General features: G+C 60.7%; 18 protein-coding genes and 2 pseudogenes. 11 read left to right on the top strand and 9 right to left on the bottom strand.

Annotated features, from left to right (window positions below):
- Window positions 1–463: TCP-1/cpn60 chaperonin family protein (locus ACWGS8_RS32790; RefSeq protein ID WP_454584817.1), on the top strand; the 463-nt coding region annotated here is incomplete at its 5' end.
- Between the two features lie 320 nt (window positions 464–783).
- Here the strand turns inward: ACWGS8_RS32790 and ACWGS8_RS32785 are convergent.
- The 7 genes and pseudogenes from ACWGS8_RS32785 to ACWGS8_RS32755 form a co-directional block, all read right to left on the bottom strand.
- Window positions 784–894: a cold-shock protein gene (locus tag ACWGS8_RS32785; protein ID WP_454584816.1), complete on the bottom strand. Its 111-nt coding sequence runs from the start codon at window positions 892–894 to the stop codon at window positions 784–786.
- A 73-nt stretch (window positions 895–967) separates the two neighbouring features.
- Window positions 968–1282 (bottom strand): antibiotic biosynthesis monooxygenase family protein, encoded by a 315-nt coding sequence (locus ACWGS8_RS32780; RefSeq protein WP_454584823.1) that lies wholly within the window; start codon window positions 1280–1282, stop codon window positions 968–970.
- A 536-nt stretch (window positions 1283–1818) separates the two neighbouring features.
- A pseudogene (locus ACWGS8_RS32775) lies at window positions 1819–1911 on the bottom strand (7-cyano-7-deazaguanine synthase); the annotation flags it as partial.
- Between the two features lie 4 nt (window positions 1912–1915).
- Window positions 1916–2269 carry a 6-carboxytetrahydropterin synthase QueD gene (gene queD / locus ACWGS8_RS32770; RefSeq protein WP_454584822.1) on the bottom strand — a complete coding sequence of 118 codons (354 nt, stop codon included), beginning with the start codon at window positions 2267–2269 and terminating at the stop codon, window positions 1916–1918.
- 65 nt (window positions 2270–2334) lie between these two features.
- Window positions 2335–2964, bottom strand: a complete 630-nt coding sequence (queE, locus tag ACWGS8_RS32765; protein ID WP_454584815.1) for a 7-carboxy-7-deazaguanine synthase — start codon at window positions 2962–2964, stop codon at window positions 2335–2337.
- Window positions 2965–3255: 291 nt separating this feature from the next.
- Window positions 3256–4425: an MFS transporter gene (locus tag ACWGS8_RS32760; RefSeq protein WP_454584814.1), complete on the bottom strand. Its 1170-nt coding sequence runs from the start codon at window positions 4423–4425 to the stop codon at window positions 3256–3258.
- Window positions 4426–5535: 1110 nt separating this feature from the next.
- On the bottom strand, window positions 5536–5751 hold the full coding sequence (locus ACWGS8_RS32755) for a hypothetical protein (protein WP_454584813.1): 216 nt from the start codon (window positions 5749–5751) through the stop codon (window positions 5536–5538).
- A gap of 192 nt (window positions 5752–5943) precedes the next feature.
- Between ACWGS8_RS32755 and ubiM the strand changes: the two genes are divergently transcribed.
- Window positions 5944–7113, top strand: a complete 1170-nt coding sequence (gene ubiM / locus ACWGS8_RS32750) for a 5-demethoxyubiquinol-8 5-hydroxylase UbiM (protein ID WP_454584812.1) — start codon at window positions 5944–5946, stop codon at window positions 7111–7113.
- Window positions 7114–7276: 163 nt separating this feature from the next.
- Here ubiM and ACWGS8_RS32745 read toward each other — a convergent pair.
- Window positions 7277–8259 (bottom strand): annotated as a pseudogene (locus ACWGS8_RS32745) (radical SAM protein); the annotation flags it as partial.
- 176 nt (window positions 8260–8435) lie between these two features.
- Here ACWGS8_RS32745 and ACWGS8_RS32740 point away from each other — a divergent pair.
- Window positions 8436–9173, top strand: coding sequence for a Crp/Fnr family transcriptional regulator (locus ACWGS8_RS32740; RefSeq protein WP_454584811.1), 738 nt, complete (start codon window positions 8436–8438; stop codon window positions 9171–9173).
- Here ACWGS8_RS32740 and ACWGS8_RS32735 read toward each other — a convergent pair.
- The gene (locus ACWGS8_RS32735; RefSeq protein ID WP_454584810.1) at window positions 9100–9624 is read right to left on the bottom strand and encodes a hemerythrin domain-containing protein; all 525 of its coding nucleotides are present in this window, start codon (window positions 9622–9624) and stop codon (window positions 9100–9102) included. The two genes, ACWGS8_RS32740 and ACWGS8_RS32735, sit on opposite strands and share 74 nt — an antisense overlap.
- Window positions 9625–9836: 212 nt before the next feature.
- On the opposite strand from ACWGS8_RS32735, the gene ccoN reads away from it, so the two are divergent.
- From ccoN to ccoS, 8 genes are all read left to right on the top strand, one after another.
- Entirely contained in the window at window positions 9837–11447 is a 1611-nt protein-coding gene (gene ccoN / locus ACWGS8_RS32730; RefSeq protein WP_454584809.1) for a cytochrome-c oxidase, cbb3-type subunit I, read from the top strand.
- Between the two features lie 10 nt (window positions 11448–11457).
- A complete protein-coding gene (gene ccoO, locus ACWGS8_RS32725) occupies window positions 11458–12189 on the top strand; it encodes a cytochrome-c oxidase, cbb3-type subunit II (RefSeq protein WP_454584808.1) in 732 nt (243 codons plus the stop codon).
- Between the two features lie 10 nt (window positions 12190–12199).
- Window positions 12200–12349 (top strand): cbb3-type cytochrome c oxidase subunit 3, encoded by a 150-nt coding sequence (locus ACWGS8_RS32720; RefSeq protein WP_454584807.1) that lies wholly within the window; start codon window positions 12200–12202, stop codon window positions 12347–12349.
- A 2-nt stretch (window positions 12350–12351) separates the two neighbouring features.
- A complete protein-coding gene (gene ccoP / locus ACWGS8_RS32715) occupies window positions 12352–13215 on the top strand; it encodes a cytochrome-c oxidase, cbb3-type subunit III (RefSeq protein WP_454584806.1) in 864 nt (287 codons plus the stop codon).
- Window positions 13216–13383: 168 nt separating this feature from the next.
- The gene (gene ccoG, locus ACWGS8_RS32710; RefSeq protein WP_454584805.1) at window positions 13384–14943 is read left to right on the top strand and encodes a cytochrome c oxidase accessory protein CcoG; all 1560 of its coding nucleotides are present in this window, start codon (window positions 13384–13386) and stop codon (window positions 14941–14943) included.
- A complete protein-coding gene (locus ACWGS8_RS32705) occupies window positions 14940–15455 on the top strand; it encodes a FixH family protein (RefSeq protein ID WP_454584804.1) in 516 nt (171 codons plus the stop codon). Before ccoG ends, ACWGS8_RS32705 begins: the two co-directional genes overlap by 4 nt.
- Window positions 15452–17743, top strand: a complete 2292-nt coding sequence (locus ACWGS8_RS32700; RefSeq protein ID WP_454584803.1) for a cation-translocating P-type ATPase — start codon at window positions 15452–15454, stop codon at window positions 17741–17743. Before ACWGS8_RS32705 ends, ACWGS8_RS32700 begins: the two co-directional genes overlap by 4 nt.
- The gene (ccoS, locus tag ACWGS8_RS32695; protein WP_454584802.1) at window positions 17740–17895 is read left to right on the top strand and encodes a cbb3-type cytochrome oxidase assembly protein CcoS; all 156 of its coding nucleotides are present in this window, start codon (window positions 17740–17742) and stop codon (window positions 17893–17895) included. The genes ACWGS8_RS32700 and ccoS overlap by 4 nt, the downstream gene beginning before the upstream one ends.
- The last annotated feature ends 180 nt before the right edge of the window (window positions 17896–18075 follow it).

The following is an 18075-nucleotide window of genomic DNA, read 5'->3' as shown; positions in this document are numbered from 1 at the left end:
CGATGCGCTGAACGCGACCCGCGCGGCCGTGGAAGAAGGCATCGTTGCCGGCGGTGGCGTGGCCCTGCTGCGCGCTTCGGCCAACATCAAGGCTGCCGGCGCCAATGCCGATCAGGCCGCCGGCATCAACATCGTGCGTCGTGCGCTGCAGGCTCCGGCCCGCCAGATCGCGGCCAACGCCGGTGCGGAAGCTTCGATCGTTGCCGGCAAGATCCTCGACAGCGCAAGTGCGACCTTCGGTTACAACGCCCAGACCGGCGAATATGGCGACATGATCGCCATGGGTATCGTCGATCCGGTCAAGGTCGTGCGCGCGGCCCTACAGGACGCGGCCTCGGTCGCCGGCCTGCTCGTCACCACCGAAGCCATGATCGCCGAAGCTCCGAAGAAGGACTCGGCTGGCGGCATGCCGGCTGGCATGCCTGGCGGCGGAATGGGCGGCATGGGCGGCATGGGTTTCTGACGGCGCAATTTGACCATCTCGGAAGGGCGGCAGGGATGCCGCCCTTTTCCTTATGCGTTTTGTCGATGGGACCAACCGCCATAGTTATGGCAGCTCCGTCGAGGGAGCCCTTAGACCTTCGCTGATGCAAACAATTTTTTGTGCGTTGCAATATATTGCTCGATGGGTATGGTCCGGCTGTCGGCCATCTACTCCTCCCAGATGCGATGCCGGCTTTGAAATGCAGCGCACCTCCTCCCGCGCTGTTTTTGATATTGGCCCGCTGCTATTTCCTCCCGGCAGCGGGCCTTTTGCTTCACTCGATGGCCCGCGTGCTGGCTCTAAGCGATGCGGATGCGCTGGACTTCCAGCCCTTTCTTGCCCTGCCCGCATTCGACAAGCACCTTTTGCCCCTCCACCAGCCCGCTGAGGCCAGAGCTCACCAACGCCATGGCAAAGCGCGCGGTGAAATCGGCGGCCGGGCGGCAATGCCAGCCTGATGGCCGCTGCAGACCAAGTCGGTACTTATGCGCCCTCGAGGACGGAGAAGCCCTCGAACTGCGGGTGACCGTGGTAGAAGACTTTAGTCGTGTCGAGATTCCTGTGGGCGGCGAGGAAGTTCTTCGATTTGGTCCAGGCGACGAAATCGTCGTGGGTTGCCCACACTGTGTGCGAGGCAAAGAGCGTGTAACCTTCGGTCTCGTTCACCGGGCCACGCAGCAAATGGAATTCTCGGAATCCCTTCATCCTGACAAGGCTGAAATCGCGGTTTTTCCAGACGGCCTGGAAATCGGCTTCCGAGCTGTTCTGGACCTTGAAGCGGTTCATGGCGATGTACATGGCGGTTCCTTCATCCGGTTGGCGTCGTAGCTTGTCCTGTTCAAAATGGGCCGGCTTTGCTCCAGCGAAGCAGTCCTGAATCCCAGAGTCACGAGTCATGACGTTGGGGATCACGTGGCGTGAACCCTCCTAGCGAAAAGATCCGTCCCTAATCGCGCTCGCGCACTGCAGCGTCCCATGGCCGCTCTCTTTCAATGCCCATTACGCTTTCGGCCTGCTCGCGGTCGTCGAAATCCGGACGACCCTGTCCGAACCGGTTGATTTGCATGCGAAGCAACCCGCATCAGCTATTCCCGTCCTAGGATGTTTGCCCGCTGTCGTGTTCCCTCGCCTGGATCTTTGGTTTGATCGACGCGAACACTCCGCTCAGACGTGGCAAGCCGTGACACCCGGGGTGGAATACCAGCGCGTCGGTGTATCAGGTGTCGAAGATAGACGGACGTTACCGGACCCGGCTGGACCGAAAGATCTGGTCCTCTCTTTTGCTCCGAGCACCATATGCGATGGCACGACGATTGCATGGCGCACCGCGAGGCGCGCGCGAATGTCTCGAGCGCCCAGGCCAAACAGGTGGGTGAATCCTGGCCGCCGGAGAAGAGAACCGGCGCAGTCTCGGAGGCTTGTAGCATCGTCTTACCCTTCATATTCGGCCCAGCATTGCGGCGTTTCCCAAACTGTTACCGACGCAATTTGCGGCAGGATGGGTTTTAGTCGGTCCCAGATCCAGATCGCGATATTTTCGGCCGTCGGATTTGTCAGACCCTCGATCTTGTTTAGGCAGTGATGGTCAAGGCGCTGCAAAAGAGGGGCGAAAGCAGCCTCGACATCGAAGAAGTCCACGACAAAACCCGTGTCCGGATCAACTGACCCTGCGAGACGAAGATCGACACGATACGAGTGCCCATGCATTCGACGGCAGCGATGGGATTCGCGTACTCGGGGAAGGCGGTGAGCTGCCTCAAAGGTGAAAGCTCGTGTGATTTTCATGGGATTCCTACGAGCTTGCGGGTTTGAAGGGTGAGCTGCCTCAAAGTCGAAAATTTCAGAGAATTTCATGGGATTCCCCAGAGTTTGTGGGTTTGAAGGGTGAGCTGCCAGAGTGGGTTAGCAAGGCAATAGCCGACCGCGGCCGCGGTATTCGCGTCGTGTTCAGGTCCATCCATCGGTTGGAGCAGCAGGTGGTCGAATGCCAGACCTCCGAAGCACTCTGGCTCGGCATTAGGCTGCGGATAAATAAGTTCGTCTCCGGCCCTGACCACGAGTGGAGCACCGGCCTTCGGACTGACACACAGCCAGTCGATGCCAGCCGGGGGATGGATGGTGCCGTTGGTCTCCGCAGCAATTTCAAAACCTCCGGCGTGTAGTGCCCCTATCAGCTCTTCATCAACCTGCAGAAGGGGCTCCCCTCCGGTTAGAACGACAAGGCGCTCCCTTCCCCCAGACCCGCGCCAAGCCCGTTCAACGGCAGATGCAAGCCCCTGTGCGGTCGCAAAGCGCCCGCCAGCAACGCACTTCGTACCAACGAAATCGGTATCGCGGAATCTGCAGACTGCCGTAGCCCGGTCGGCTTCACGGCACGACCAAAGGTTACCTACCGCGAAGCGACAAAATACGGCGGCCCGCCCCGCATTACGCCCCTCACCTTGTAGCGTGTAGAAGATCTCCTTAACGGCGTGTGACATGGCTAAGCCAGCTTCGATTGAGCGAGTGGCGCTCCTCCCACGCCATGGCGCGAGAATTGACGTATGTAGGAAGGCACGTTCTGGACAGCGCGCCCGCTTCGATGCCCATTCCCGAAGGCCAACTCACCCTGGACACGAAGCTATCGTCAGAGGGCGGCAGCCGAGCGGAGGCTTCCGCTCTTGGTAGCCTGTCATCATATGAAGCATTATCCTTCTGATCCGACCCTCCGGTTCCTGCTGCTCAAGGGCGGCACACGGGCTGATCCCGTATGTGTGATGCCGAGATGCTGCCTACGGCATCGGCGTCTGCAGGACAGTGCGGCGATCGATCGACTGCAGCAGCGCCGCGACGGTCGCCGCCAGCAAGGCGAGCACTGCGCCGACCAGCGGCAAATTGGCGTAGGAAACGCCGGCGGACAAAGCCACGCCCCCGATCCAGGCGCCGCCGGCATTGCCGACATTGAAGGCGCCCTGATTTAGTGTCGCTGCAAGATTCGGTCCCTCGAAGGCGGCCTCTACGACACGGATCTGCAGCGGCGGCACGACAACGAAGATCAGCAGCCCCCAGAGGAAGACGATGCCGATGGCCACACTGGCGATGGCGCCGAACTGCATGAAGCCGACGAACAGCAGGGCCATCAGCAGCAGCGTGCCGATCACCGTCGGCATCAGTTTCCAGTCGGCCAGCCTGCCGCCGATGATGTTGCCGATGGTCATGCCGGCGCCGAACAGCAAAAGCACCCAGGTGACCGCTGCGGTCGACAGGACCGAGACGTCGGTGAGGTAGGGTTTGATATAGGTGAAGACGGCGAACAGGCTGGCCGAGGCCAGGGCCGCGATCAGCATCGCCAGCCACACCTGCAGCTTGCCCAGCACCCGCAACTCGCCGCGCAGGCCACCGCCGCTGGGTTCAGTGACGTCGGACGGCACCAGCCAGGCGATCGCCGCGACCGAGATCAGGCCGATGCCGACCACGGCCAGGAAGGTAGCGCGCCAGCCGAAGGCTTCGCCAAGTGCCGTGCCGGCGGGAACGCCGAGGATGTTGGCCAGCGTCAGGCCGGCAAACATCAGCGCGATGGCGCTGGCCCGCTTGTTGCGCGGCACGAGGCTTGCCGCGACGACCGAGCCGATGCCGAAGAAGGCGCCATGGCCGAAGGCGGTGAATACACGCGCGGCCATCAGCAGCCAGTAATTGGGGGCGATGGCGCAGAATAGGTTGCCGACGACGAACAGGGCTACAAGTCCCACCAGCACCGGCTTGCGCGGCAGATGCGCGGTGGCCATGGCGACGATTGGCGCGCCGAAGACCACGCCCAGCGCATAGCCGGTGACCAGCAGGCCAGCCGAAGGGATGGGCACGCCGAGATCGGCGGCGACTTCCGGCAGCAGGCCCATGATGACGAATTCGGTGGTGCCGATGCAGAAGGACGCAATGGCAAGCGCAAGGATCGGCAAAGGCATGGGGCGTCCAGACTCGCTCAGGGACATTCGTGGACAGCCACGCATGCATCGTTCCAAACGAGAGGTCGTGCTGAAACAAGACGATGGGGTCGATCCAGCGACGTCGCATATCCGACATCGTCGGACATCGGACCGAATGCCGCGCGGGTCAGTACCGTGCCGATGCCGACTAGGGCCGCTGGTGCCGTTGTCGTACCGACCGCGCGGCAAAGCATTTGATCAAATCGCGCAAGAAAGGCGAGGCTGCAGGCAGCGTGGTCGAGTGGCACGGCGGAATTTCACCGCCGTCCTCTCCTAGTACCGGGCTGAGCCTCTCAGCTACCACGGCTCCCGGTATTCGGCTGTTGGGCATGCAGAAGCGGCCGGTGCGCGAAGAGCCCTCGCTTCGTCCTGATGATACGGGCGAGCCACGCGCGCGGCTTTCGGCTTTTGCTTGAAGCGCTTGAACTTGCGGCGGGCCCATTTTCTCAGATGGAAGTCGATCCGGCGCAGACTGTCGTATCCGCCGATTTGTAGGGATTGATCCGCCGGGCGAGATCGTCAAGGGCTGTGTCGGTCCGGTTCTGGAGATCCCATTGCCGAACTTCCCGGCCATCGCTTTTAGCGCCCCTGGGGGCGCCGCTGGCAAGAACGCCATGCGGTAAACCGCGGCCGGAACGAGTAGACGAGTTAAGTCGAACTGGACCGTGGGATAGCGCCCGCTGCGGTTGGTTTCTGCTCAGTAGACGATTTTTGTCTTCTGCGGGTGAAGCGCCAACCCACACGCCGCGAACCGCTCCGCTAAAGCGGCGCGAGGCTTCGGCCTAGGATTGGGTTCGGCAGTGGCAGATCACGTCTTCGGACGATCTGTCGAGCTGCGGGCTGGTATGGGCCGATTCAGACACGTTTTTCAACAATCTTTCGGTGAGTGCTTGACCCAGATCAAGGCTTGTCCGTTTACGGCATGCTCTCGTCATCCGGATTCAAGGAGAATGATATGGCGGCGGAGACCTTTCCGGTGGTTGGACTTTACATTGACAGTGATGAGCGCTTCGCAATCTCGTCGTTAAGCATACAAGCCGTGGCTGTTCCTGGTCGAAACCGGGCGGCCAGCCGCTACCGCAGTGCCGTTTAGCCGAGCCGAAAACCTGAAGCGTCAAACATGAGATGACGGCCGGTGATCAACGGGATCATGAGCGCAGCTCCAGCTTCGTTCTGATCTTGCAGCGGCTTGCCCGCGACGTAGGGATGTTGTTTCAGCGTTGTCTTCCAGATTGTTAGAAAATCCACGCCCTTGCCCAGCGCTGCGTTGCACTCGCGGACAAGCTTCGAGACGGTGTCGGCCATGTATCACCTACCTAATGTCGTTTTTTACAAGAATCGTGTGGGCGCGCGGGGCGGGCATTGACCTGGATCAACTTCGCAGAATTTCTTGTTCTCGAGACGCAAAATGCCGAACCGAGCCTCCGAACACGGTAGGGCAACTTTGCTGGTTTCACATGTTTCCCCTGGCCTGCACGCGGGCGGCGTTAGCGCAAGATGACCAGCTTTGACATCATTGTCGTCGGGGCCGGCCCGGTTGGACTGGCGTTTGCCGCGTCGCTTGCCGCAAGTGACCTCAAGGTCGCGTTGATCGAACGCCGGTCGATGGCAGATCTGGCGCAGCCCGCCTTCGACGGACGCGAGATTGCACTCACTCACGCTTCAGTTAAGATTCTACGAGAGCTGGGCGCATGGGATGGCATTCCCCATTCGGAGAAATCGCCCCTCCTTGGTGCGCGGGTACTCAACGGATCGAATCCCTTCGCCCTGAGCTTCGATCCGCCTGCGGGAAGCGCGAAGCCGCTGGGGATTCTCGTCCCCAACCATCGGATTCGCAGTGCCCTTTTCAGCGTTGTCGGCGAACGGGAGCATGCACGAGTGTTCTCTGACTGCAACGTCGTCGCCGCCCAAATCAAACCCGGCCACGCAACGGTGACCTTCTCAGACGGTCGACAGCTCCACGCCCAGCTCCTCGTGGCGGCGGATTCACGCCTGTCTGTCCTGCGCGATCTGCTGGGCATCGCCGCCGACGTCAATCGGCTCGGCTGCTCGATGCTGATCTGCCGTGTGCGTCATGAACTGCACCACCACAGCCTCGCGACGGAATGGTTCGATGATAAGCAGACGATCGCGATGCTGCCGCTTGCGACTGGCGTTTCGTCACTGCTTGTGACACTTCCCGCAAACGAGGTTTCCCGGCTTGTCCTAATGAACGATGCTGCTTTTCTCGCAGAGATGACCCAGCGCTGCGGCGGGCGGATGGGTAAGATGTCGCTGGCCAGCAGCCGCCACGCCTACTCACTTGTCACGACTTGGGCAGACAGATTCTGGATGCCGCGCGCCGCGCTCATCGGGGATGCGGCCGTCGGAATGCATCCAGTCATAGCGCATGGCTTCAACATCGGCCTCGGTGGTCAGGATCGGCTTGCAAAGGGAATTTTGACGACTTGGCGCAAAGGAACCGACATCGCCGATCCAACCTTGCTTCGCCGTTATGAAGCCCGGCTAAGGCTGAGCGCTGCGCCGCTTTACCACGCGACCAACATGCTGGTTAAGCTTTATACAGACGATCGCCCGCTGGCGCAGGTCGCAAGGCATGCCGGCCTTCGGCTCGGTCAAAATCTGCCATTTGTCCGACGCGGAATTTCTGCCGTGTTGAGGCGCTAGCTTCGGTCTTAGAGGGTCGGGCCGGCTGACTGCCGACCTCCTCAAGCGACGAATTCGACTTTGATTTTGCACAACGACAAGTCCCTTGCGCGTTCAATTTAGCTGCAACGCTCACCCTCTGGCCCAGACGTGCCCACCACTCAGCTGGCCCCGGAATACCTGCCTGTTCCCGCTTGCTGGATTCGATGCCACGTGCGGTTGCTAATTGGCCGGCAACCACGGCCTTCTCATACTCGCCGGTCACAAAGATATTCTGGGCGTAGCCTTGTGGAAGCGGCTGATGGATGATGGGCCAAGACCGACCAGGGTTTCGCAGTTGTCGTCGCTGTAGCCTTGGAAATTGCGGCGTAGGCTGCCCGTGCGCACCGCGATGGCGAGCAAATCGTCCGGCCTGGCAAAAATGATCAAGCCCTATCGCCTCATAGCCGGCTCGCACGATGATCCCGGCGGCAAGCTGCGACTTCGCCAGCCGTTCGGCGGAATCGGGCGGCCAGGCCTTGTCAATCATCGTTTGATGCTTCTTGAACTACGGCACATGCGCATAGCCGAATAGCGCAATCTTATCTGGCTCCAGCGTCAAGGCGTGCGTGATCGTCGCGGCGACGCGTTCAAGCGTCTGGTGCGGCAGCCCGCATTGATGGCCTTCTGCACCTTAGGATGGAAATCCTGTACGCCCAGACTAGCTCTCGTCATGCCGATCGCGGCGAGCGCATTCAGATGGGCTTCGTCGATGTCGCGGGGTTCCATCTCGACGCTGATGCTCGCATCGGCGCAAAGATCGAACCGGTCCCGTAAGGCCTTTCCGAGCGCAAGCATGTCGTAGAGGCTTCAGGATGGTCGGGGAGCGCCGCCGAAATGGACAGCACGCACGCGGCCGCTACCCTTTATGAGACGCCCGACCGTTTCGATCTTCCAATGCAGAGCGCGCAGGAAGGTTGCCACGGGCGCATAATGCCGCGTGTGCTTGGCGTGGCAGGCGCAAAACCAGCACAGCGCGTGTCACAATAACGAACGTGGAGATCGAGCGTCAACGCATCGTCGCCTTTGATGGCATTGATCGACCTCGAAGCAGACCGGCATCGACACCAGAATGAAAATGTGGCGCGGTCGGATAGCTCGGTAACGCCGCACGGCGTCGCGCAGCATGGTGGTCAGTCCGGGATGCGTGCCGTGGGTTGCTGTTTCATGCATGAGGGCAACTTGCCCTCTGCAAACCGCGGCCTTGATTTCGATCAACGGTGCCGAGGCAGGACAAACTGACGCAACACCTCACGTGGCAGCGGTGCTATCTTGCCGCCACCATTCTCCGTACGGGCCGTGTGATGACCATCCGACAAGACGTTCAAAGCGATGTCCTTCCTGTGCTTTGCCAGTCCTGCGATGCGCGGTACCACGGGCTGTGCGGCGCCCTCGAGCCCAATCAGTTGGTCGACTTGGCCAAGGCCTCGTCCAGACACAGAGTCCCACCCGGAACCGAGCTGGTCGGAGACGCCGAACCGATCGAAACCTATTCGAACCTGCTTTCGGGCGTTGTGAAGCTGACCAAGGGTCTGGCGGACGGACGCCAGCAGATCGTCGCGCTTCAATTCGCGCCCGATTTTCTTGGCCGGCCGTTCAAGTCGGAAAGCGAGATCAACGCGGAGACCGCGACCGAAGTCTCGCTGTGCTCGTTCCCGAAGGCTGCTATCGATCGGATGATGAGAGAGGCACCGGATCTAGAACACCGCCTGCTCAAGCAGACACTGATGGAATTGGATGAGGCTCGCGAGTGGATGGTGACTCTGGGCCGTAAGACGGCGGCTGAGAAGGTAGCGAGTTTTCTCTTCCTGATCGCGAGGAATATCGACCCGGCAACGGACACCAGCAAGGAATCGGCAACTTTCGATCTGCCGCTTACCCGTGCCGATATTGCCGACTTTCTCGGGTTGACGATCGAGACCATCAGCCGTCAGCTGACAAAGCTTCGTGCCGATGGCGTGATCCAGATCATAAACAATCGTCATGTCGTGGTCGATAGCGTGAGCCGGCTGCAACGCTGTTCGGGCACTTGGGCGTGTTGACGCTTAGCCTAGGTCTCCGGTCGGTTCGTTCGATCCTGCGGTGCGACAAGCGGCAAGACGTGCTCGCGCTCGAATGCGATGTGTCGCCGTGACGCACAAAAAAGGCCCGTAACATGAAACCGAGGGCCTCAGGGGTGGCGGCGCGACCGCCATGCCCGATTGTCAGCAGGGTATCGGTTAAATCCTGTGCCGCGCACTCGTCCTCGATGTGCTCGGCACCCAAGCGTAGCGAAGCCATCGGGTTGCCATCAGTTGCGTCTCTCGCAAACGCAGGAAAGAGATGCACTTGCTCACGGGCATGGCTCATGCGCAGCAGTGGCACCAACTCGTTTGCCCTCAGCAGGCACCTCGACCGATTCACCGAGGGCAATCCGTCGGCTATCGCCTCCAGCTCGTCGTAGATCCGCAACTTGCGATCGTGCAAGAGACAGACATCACCGCTGGCTGCCATGAAGAAAGCCTTCGACAAACGACCAGGCTTTGCATTTTACGACGACTGAAGATTTGCAGCTGGCCATCTGCCGTCTCCGCGTGAATTCAAGACGCAGAATTGTGCGACTGGCGGTCATCGCCCTTGACATGGATCAAGGCGCCAACACGCCGTTTGCGGAATTAGTTGGGAGCGGACCTGCGTCCGCATCAAATCCGGCGTCAGGACATGTTATGAGATTTGGCACAGAGATCGTCATTTTGAGCTTGTGCGCATTCGCCGCTCTGGCGGCTGCCGGATTCGGCGTGGACGGACCTTTCCGGCAACATATGTTGGTGTTGTTCTTGGTGCTTGCCGGTTTCACGGCCATTCTGCTGCGCAACATCGAATTCAAACCGGCAGCGCCGACTGATCGATCGGCCTATATGGATGGGCCGATCCGTTATGGAGCCATCGCCACAGTGTTCTGGGGTGTGGTCGGGATGTTTGTCGGGGTGGTCATTGCTCTGCAACTGGCCTATCCGGACCTCAATATCCAGCCATGGTTCAATTTCGGTCGGCTGCGGCCGCTGCACACGTCGGCGGTCGTCTTCGCCTTTGGCGGTAACGCGCTGCTGTGCACGTCACTGTACGTTGTCCAACGCACCTGCCGTGCCCGGCTGTTCGGCGGCAATCTCGCCTGGTTCGTCTTCTGGGGCTATCAGCTCTTCATCGTCATGGCGGCGACCGGTTACCTGTTGGGCATTACCGAGAGCCGCGAATATGCCGAACCCGAATGGTATGTCGACATCTGGCTGACCATCGTCTGGGTCGCCTACCTCGTCCTGTTCCTCGGAACGATCCTGAAGCGCAAGGAACCGCATATCTACGTCGCCAACTGGTTCTATCTCTCCTTCATCGTGACCATAGCCATGCTGCACGTGATCAACAACCTGTCGATGCCGGCCTCCTTCCTCGGCTCCAAGAGCTACTCGGCCTTTTCCGGTGTCCAGGACGCCCTGACGCAATGGTGGTACGGCCACAACGCCGTCGGCTTCTTCCTCACGGCCGGCTTTCTCGGCATGATGTATTATTTCGTGCCCAAGCAGGCCAACCGGCCGGTCTATTCCTACCGGTTGTCAATCATCCACTTCTGGGCGTTGATCTTCCTCTACATCTGGGCCGGGCCGCATCACCTGCATTACACCGCCCTGCCTGACTGGGCGCAGACGCTTGGAATGGCGTTCTCGATCATGCTGTGGATGCCCTCCTGGGGCGGCATGATCAACGGCCTAATGACCTTGTCAGGAGCTTGGGACAAGATCCGCACCGACCCGATCATTCGCATGATGGTTGCCGCGATCGCCTTTTACGGGATGTCGACATTCGAAGGTCCGGTCATGTCCATCAGGACGGTCAATTCGCTGTCACACTACACGGACTGGACCATCGGCCATGTTCACTCGGGCGCGCTCGGCTGGGTCGGCATGATCTCGTTCGGCGCGCTGTACTACATGGTGCCGAAACTGTGGAACCGCGAACGTCTCTATTCGCTGCGCCTCGTCACCTGGCACTTCTGGCTGGCGACACTTGGCATCGTGGTCTACGCGGCGGCGATGTGGGTCTCCGGGGTCATGCAGGGGTTGATGTGGCGCGAATACGACGAGCAGGGGTTCCTGGTCTACTCCTTCGCCGAGACCGTGGCCGCCATGCATCCGTACTATATCATGCGCGCCGCGGGCGGCGCGATGTATCTCGCCGGCATGCTGATCATGGCCTGGAACATCACCATGACCATTCTTGGCCGGCAGCGCGACGAACAGCCATTGCCGGGTTCCGGGACCGCTTTCCAGCCTGCCGAATAAGGAGCCAGACATGGGCTTGATGGACAAACACGCGATCATCGAGAAGAACGCCACGCTTCTTCTCATCGGATCGCTGCTGGTGGTGACCATCGGCGGCATCGTCGAGATCGCGCCACTCTTTTACCTCGACAACACGATCGAGAAGGTCGAAGGCATGCGGCCTTACTCGCCGCTGGAGCTCGTCGGCCGTAATATTTACGTGCGCGAAGGTTGTTACCTCTGCCACAGCCAGATGATCAGGCCGTTCCGCGACGAGGTCGAACGGTATGGGCATTACAGCCTGGCGGCAGAGTCGATGTACGACCATCCGTTTCAGTGGGGCTCGAAACGCACCGGTCCGGACCTGGCGCGCGTCGGCGATCGATATTCCAACGAGTGGCACACGCAGCACCTGACGAACCCACAGTCGGTCGTGCCTGAATCGATCATGCCGAGCTACGGGTTCCTCAAGGACACACAAATCGCCGTGAAAGACTTCTCAAGGCATCTCGTCGCGAACGCTCGCGTCGGCGTCCCCTACACGCCAGACATGATCGCCAATGCCAACGCCGACCTGAAAGCACAAGCAGACCCGGCCGCGGATACGACGGCCCTCGAGAAGCGCTATCCCAAGGCCAAGGTCGGTGATTTCGACGGCAATCCAGGGCAGGTCACGGAGATGGACGCGCTGGTCGCCTATCTGCAGATGCTCGGCACGCTGGTCGATTTCAAGACCTACGACGAATCCGCAGGCTACCGCTGAGGGGGGACGCATGGGCTATAATTTGATGCGGGAGTTCGCCGACAGCTGGGGCCTGCTTGGCATGGCGCTGTTCTTCGTCGGCTGCATTGCCTTTGCCCTGCGCCCGGGCGGCAGGACGCGGGCCGATCAAGGTGCCCAGATTCCTTTCAAGGATGACTGATCATGAGCCGCGAGCATATCGACGAAGTCTCTGGCATCTCAACGACCGGTCACGAATGGGATGGCATCAGGGAGCTTAACAACCCGTTGCCGCGGTGGTGGGTTATAACCTTCTACGTGACCATCGCCTGGGCGCTGGCTTACACCGTTGCCTTCCCCGCATGGCCCATGCTGTCTTCAGCGACGAGGGGCGTGCTCGGTTACTCCAGCCGCAACGACGTCAAAAATGAGCTAGCGGCGGCGGAAGTCGCCAAAAGCAAGTATGTCGCCGCCATTCAGCAGAAGACCGTATCCGAAATCGCTGCCGACGATGCGCTGCGCGAATTTGCTGTCGCAGCCGGCGGCGCGACGTTCAAGGTCAATTGCGTGCAGTGTCATGGCTCTGGCGCCCAAGGTTCCAAGGGCTTTCCAAATCTCAACGACGACGACTGGCTGTGGGGCGGCAAGGCCGAGGAGGTTCAGCAGACCATTACCCACGGCATCCGCTTCTCTCCTGACCTGGATACTCGCCAGTCGGAAATGCCGGCCTTCGCAGACGTGCTTCAACCCGAGCAGATCAGCCAGGTCAGCGCGTATGTTGCTAGCCTTTCAGGGCCGGTGCGCGACAAGACCCTGATCCAGTCCGGCGCCAACGTGTTCGCGGACAATTGCGCTGCCTGTCATGGGGAAAACGCAAAGGGAAACCGGGAGCTTGGGGCACCCGACCTGACTGACGCGATCTGGCTTTATGGCTCGGGGGAAAGCGCAATCGCCGCGCAGGTCCGCGCACCCAAGCAGGGTGTGATGCCAGCATGGGGAGCGCGCTTGGGGGAGACAAAAGTGAAGGAGCTTGCGGTTTATGTGCATTCGCTTGGCGGTGGGGAATAGGAGAAGCGGCCTATTCGCCCCCACCACCGTCAAGCGACGAGGCCCGGCTTTAGCCGGGCCTCGACCTACCTTTCGGCTCATGGGATTGACTTGCATCAAGGCGGCGCGGCCGCCCCTGCGGCAAAGCTTGCTCGACGGGAAGCTGCAGACTGCTGGACTGGAGGCGCGGTGCTGGACCAAAGGCAGATCGAACGGCGCGCAGCCGAGGCTGTGAACTCCGCCAACGTTCGGCAACCGCTTTATGCAGCGCGCAAGAAGATTTTCCCGCAGCATGTTTCGGGTCGTTTCCGCCAGTTCAAATGGCTGGTCATGGTGATCACATTGGCCGTCTATTCTCTGACGCCATGGCTGCGATGGGATAGAGGCCCCTTTGCGCCGCCCCAAGCCGTCCTGCTCGATCTCGCGAACCGGCGCTTCTATTTCTTCTTCGTCGAAATCTGGCCGCAGGAATTTTATTACGTTGCGGGCCTTTTGATAATGGCCGGCATAGGCCTCTTCATGGTCACGTCCACGGTCGGGCGGGCCTGGTGCGGCTACACCTGTCCGCAGACGGTCTGGGTCGACCTGTTCCTCTTCGTTGAGCGCGCGATCGAAGGCGAGCGCAATGCCCGGATAAGACTTGAGGCCGGTCCCTGGAGCACGCGAAAATTGCTTCTGCGTGCGATCAAACATGCCGTGTGGCTGGTCATCGCTCTTGCCACGGGCGGGGCCTGGATCTTCTACTTTGCCGATGCGCCGAAGCTGCTCGGCGAAGTCGCCACCGGCACGGCTGCACCCGTCGCCTATGTCACCATCGCCATTCTGACCGGAACCACATACATGTTTGCCGGACTGATGCGCGAGCAGGTCTGCACCTATATGTGTCCCTGGCCACGCATCCAGGCCGCCATGCTCGACGAAAATTCGCTGACGGTGACGTATAACGACTGGCGCGGCGAGCCCCGTTCAAGGCACGCCAAGAAAGCCTTGGCCTCAGGACAGCCTGTCGGCGATTGCGTCGATTGCAAGTCCTGCACGGCGGTCTGCCCGATGGGCATCGATATCCGCAATGGCCAGCAGATGGAGTGTATCACCTGCGCGCTCTGCATCGACGCCTGCGATCGCGTCATGGACAAGCTCGGCCGTGCGCGCGGGTTGATCTCCTATGCAACGCTGGCGGACTACAATGCCAACTTGGCACTTGCGACTGCCGGCGGCACGGGTGCCGTGAACCCGGCGCTGATCAGGAAGTCGAGCACCACCTTCCTCGAGGGTGTCGCGCACTTCCATCTGCGCAATATCTTTCGGTTGCGCACCTTCCTCTACCTCGGGGCGTGGTTGGCGATCGGATTGGTGCTCATCTCAGTGCTGCTGACGCGTGAGCGGCTGGAGTTGAATGTCCTTCACGACCGCAATCCGCAATTTGTAACGCTTTCGGACGGCTCGATCCGAAACGGCTACATCGTCAAGCTGCTCAACATGATCCCCCAGCCGAGAACGATCGTGCTCGACCTGGACGGGCTCGCCGGTGCGGATATGAGTATCGTCGGCGTCGACCTGCCAGCCGGCCGCTCGTTCGCCGTACCAATGGAGCCGGACCGGCTCACAATGCTCAAGGTTTTCGTCCACCAACCGGCGGACCAAATCAACAAACCGGTGCAACGCTTCAAGTTTCGGATTCACGACGAGGCAAGCGCTGAATCAGCCGAGTACACCGCCAGCTTCAACGCGCCGGAGATTGCCAGATGAAAGCCAACAAGCAAAGTAGACGCGAATTCACTGGCAAGCATATGCTCCTGACGGTTTTCGGTTTCTTTGGCATCGTGATCGGCGTCAACCTGACCATGGCAACGCTCGCCAGTACGAGTTGGACCGGCCTTGTGGTGGAGAACACATATGTGGCCAGCCAGCAGTTCAACGAAAAGGCCAGGGAAGGACGGGCACAAGCGGCCCTTGGCTGGGAAGGCAGGTTGACCATTGTCTCCGGCGAGGTTCGCTACAGCGTTGCCGACGCTAAGGGCACGATGGTTCCGCTGCACGGCGTGCGGGTCCTGTTTCGGCACCCGGCCTACGAGGCGCAGGACAGAGCTGTGACACTTGCCGCGGCTTCTGGTGGCTCGGCAGGGAACACCCAGGAATTTGCTGCCCGTGATGCACCAAAGGACGGCGTCTGGATCGTCGAGATCGACGCCGATGCGGGCCTTGCTTCGCCATTTCGCGATGTTCGTCGCATCATGATCTCCAAGGGAGCCCTGCAATGAGCTGCTGCGCGCCGGGGGCCGAGATGGCATTGGGCGTCGTCGACACGGCGTCAGCCCTGCCGTCGAGCGAGGAGATCAAACTGGCCAGCCGCAGTCTGGGTGGCGACACTCACCAGACCGATCTGTCGTTGCCGACGGTTCACTGCGCGGCCTGCATACAAGCCATCGAGACGGCGCTGGCGAAGCTGGAGCACATCGAGAGCGCTCGCGTGAATCTATCCACCAAACGCGTGTCAGTGCGCTGGCGTGGCGACCAGGTGCCACCGATTTTCGCCACGCTCGGACGGCTTGGCTATCAGGCGCATCTGTTCGATCCAGAGGCCGGCAACAAGGACAAGGCGTTGTCGCAACTGATCCGGGCCGTTGCCGTTTCCGGCTTTGCCGCAGGCAACATCATGCTGCTGTCGGTCTCCGTCTGGTCTGGTGCCGAAGGGGCCACTCGCGACCTCTTCCACTGGGTTTCGGCGCTGATTGCCATCCCTGCCCTCGCCTTCGCCGGCGGCATCTATTTCCGTTCGGCGTGGAATGCGCTTCGCCATGGGCGGATGAACATGGACGTTCCGATCGCCGTCGGGATGTCACTCGCCTATGCCATGAGCCTCTACGAGACGATCACCCATGGTGAGCATGCCTATTTCGATGCGTCGGTGTCGCTGCTCTTTTTCCTGTTGATCGGCCGCACGCTGGACCACGTGATGCGAGAGCGGGCACGCACCGCCGTGAGTAGCCTTTCGCGGCTCGCCGCACGCGGTGCCATGGTGCAGCGCGGCAGCGGGATTCGCGAATACCTGCCGCTCGGGAAGATCGAGCCGGGCATGGACCTGGTGATTGGCGCTGGAGAGCGCGTGCCCGTCGATGGCGATGTCCTCAACGGCAGCTCGGATCTCGATTTCTCGCTCGTTTCCGGTGAAAGCACGCCTCGTGCCGTTGGCCCCGGAGCGCATATACATGCCGGCACGCTCAACCTCACTGGTCCGCTCACAATGCGAGTGACGGCGACCGCAAAGGAGTCGTTCCTGGCGGAAATGGTTCGGCTGATGGAAGCCGCCGAGGGTGGCCGTTCGCAGTACCGCAGGATTGCCGACCGCGTCTCCGCCCTCTACGCGCCGATGGTGCATCTGGCCGCACTCGTGACCTTCATTGGTTGGATCATTGCCTCGGGCGACTGGCATCTGGCAGGGACGATCGCAATCGCGGTTCTCATCATTACATGTCCGTGCGCACTCGGCCTCGCCGTCCCGATCGTGCAGGTGGTCGCGGCGCGACGCTTGTTCGATGCCGGCGTCATGGTCAAGGATGGTTCGGCCATGGAACGGCTGGCGGCGATCGACACAGCCGTGTTCGACAAGACCGGAACACTCACCTTTGGACGGCCGCGGCTTGTCAACGCGCCATCCATCGATCCGGCCATATTGGCAATCGCAGCCGACATGGCTACGCATTCTCGCCATCCGTACTCAACGGCGATCGCCGTCTTTTCAGGTTCTTCCAATCAGCCGAGGCTTTCTTCGATCACCGAGCACCCTGGCTTCGGCATCGAGGCCACCAGGCAGGCGAACACTTGGCGCCTGGGCCGACGGGGATGGGCCGAAGGGAAAGCTAGGGCCGGTGGGGACTGTAAGTCTGGCAGCTACAGCGGGACGGTGCTTTCGAGGAACGGTGTGACAGTGGCCTCGTTTGACTTCGAGGACGCCACGCGCGCCGACGCCGGGACCGCGGTAAAGGAATTGAAGGATGCTGGCGTATCCATCCAAATGCTGTCCGGGGATACCTCCAAAGCTTGCGGTGAGGTGGCCAAGTCCTTGAGCATCGGCAACTTCGTGCCGTCGCTTCTTCCTACCGGCAAGGTCGAGCGCATCGTGGCACTGACCAGGGCGGGCCACAAGGTCTTGATGGTAGGCGACGGCCTTAACGATACACCGGCTCTGAGGGCTGCGCACGTCTCGATGGCTCCCGCCACCGCGGCCGACATCGGTCGCAATGCCGCCGATTTCGTTTTCCTGCGCGAGGGCCTTCTGGCGGTGCCTTTGGCATTGGATATTTCACGAAAGGCGGGTCGGCTGATCCGCCAGAACGTAGCCATTGCAATCGTCTACAACATCTTTGCCGTCCCGCTCGCCATATCTGGGTACGTGACGCCGCTCGTCGCGGCGATCGCGATGTCCACCTCATCACTGATCGTTGTCGCAAACGCCATGCGGCTTCACGCCTTCACGAAGCGTGCGGGGCTTGGGAATGTTGCGCCTGAAAAGCCCGCACGCTCTGACATGCTGGTCCAGTCCCGGTGACGATCCTTGTCTATCTCATCCCGGTTGCGCTCTTCCTCGGCGCGCTTGGATTGGCCGGTTTCCTATGGGCACTGCGTAGCGGCCAATACGACGATCTCGACGGTGCGGCAGAGCGCATCCTGATCGACCGGGACGACAACGGTTTTGACTGAACGCGCGACCATCTGGAAATGAATTCCAGCCGCGGATCGGCGCGAGCGTAGCGCAAGAGCTCTCTTGCCGAACTGGGAATTGGAATTCACCTGTCGGCCAGGCACTTGAGCTGGATTGCGGCTAATATCTGCAAACCTCAGCCGTTGCGAAACATATAGCCGTAAGCATTTCCGGCGCCC

The sequence above is a fragment of the Mesorhizobium sp. 43Arga genome, from assembly GCF_053714255.1.
This window is presented reverse-complemented; position numbering and strand designations above follow the sequence as displayed.

Coding starts and splice junctions, on each gene's coding strand:
- ACWGS8_RS32785 (WP_454584816.1), bottom strand. CDS start 894: ATGGCGTTGGTGAGCTCTGGCCTCAGCGGGCTGGTGGAGGGGCAAAAG.
- ACWGS8_RS32780 (WP_454584823.1), bottom strand. CDS start 1,282: ATGTACATCGCCATGAACCGCTTCAAGGTCCAGAACAGCTCGGAAGCC.
- queD (WP_454584822.1), bottom strand. CDS start 2,269: ATGAAAATCACACGAGCTTTCACCTTTGAGGCAGCTCACCGCCTTCCC.
- queE (WP_454584815.1), bottom strand. CDS start 2,964: ATGTCACACGCCGTTAAGGAGATCTTCTACACGCTACAAGGTGAGGGG.
- ACWGS8_RS32760 (WP_454584814.1), bottom strand. CDS start 4,425: ATGCCTTTGCCGATCCTTGCGCTTGCCATTGCGTCCTTCTGCATCGGC.
- ACWGS8_RS32755 (WP_454584813.1), bottom strand. CDS start 5,751: ATGGCCGACACCGTCTCGAAGCTTGTCCGCGAGTGCAACGCAGCGCTG.
- ubiM (WP_454584812.1), top strand. CDS start 5,944: ATGACCAGCTTTGACATCATTGTCGTCGGGGCCGGCCCGGTTGGACTG.
- ACWGS8_RS32740 (WP_454584811.1), top strand. CDS start 8,436: ATGACCATCCGACAAGACGTTCAAAGCGATGTCCTTCCTGTGCTTTGC.
- ACWGS8_RS32735 (WP_454584810.1), bottom strand. CDS start 9,624: ATGGCAGCCAGCGGTGATGTCTGTCTCTTGCACGATCGCAAGTTGCGG.
- ccoN (WP_454584809.1), top strand. CDS start 9,837: ATGAGATTTGGCACAGAGATCGTCATTTTGAGCTTGTGCGCATTCGCC.
- ccoO (WP_454584808.1), top strand. CDS start 11,458: ATGGGCTTGATGGACAAACACGCGATCATCGAGAAGAACGCCACGCTT.
- ACWGS8_RS32720 (WP_454584807.1), top strand. CDS start 12,200: ATGGGCTATAATTTGATGCGGGAGTTCGCCGACAGCTGGGGCCTGCTT.
- ccoP (WP_454584806.1), top strand. CDS start 12,352: ATGAGCCGCGAGCATATCGACGAAGTCTCTGGCATCTCAACGACCGGT.
- ACWGS8_RS32705 (WP_454584804.1), top strand. CDS start 14,940: ATGAAAGCCAACAAGCAAAGTAGACGCGAATTCACTGGCAAGCATATG.
- ACWGS8_RS32700 (WP_454584803.1), top strand. CDS start 15,452: ATGAGCTGCTGCGCGCCGGGGGCCGAGATGGCATTGGGCGTCGTCGAC.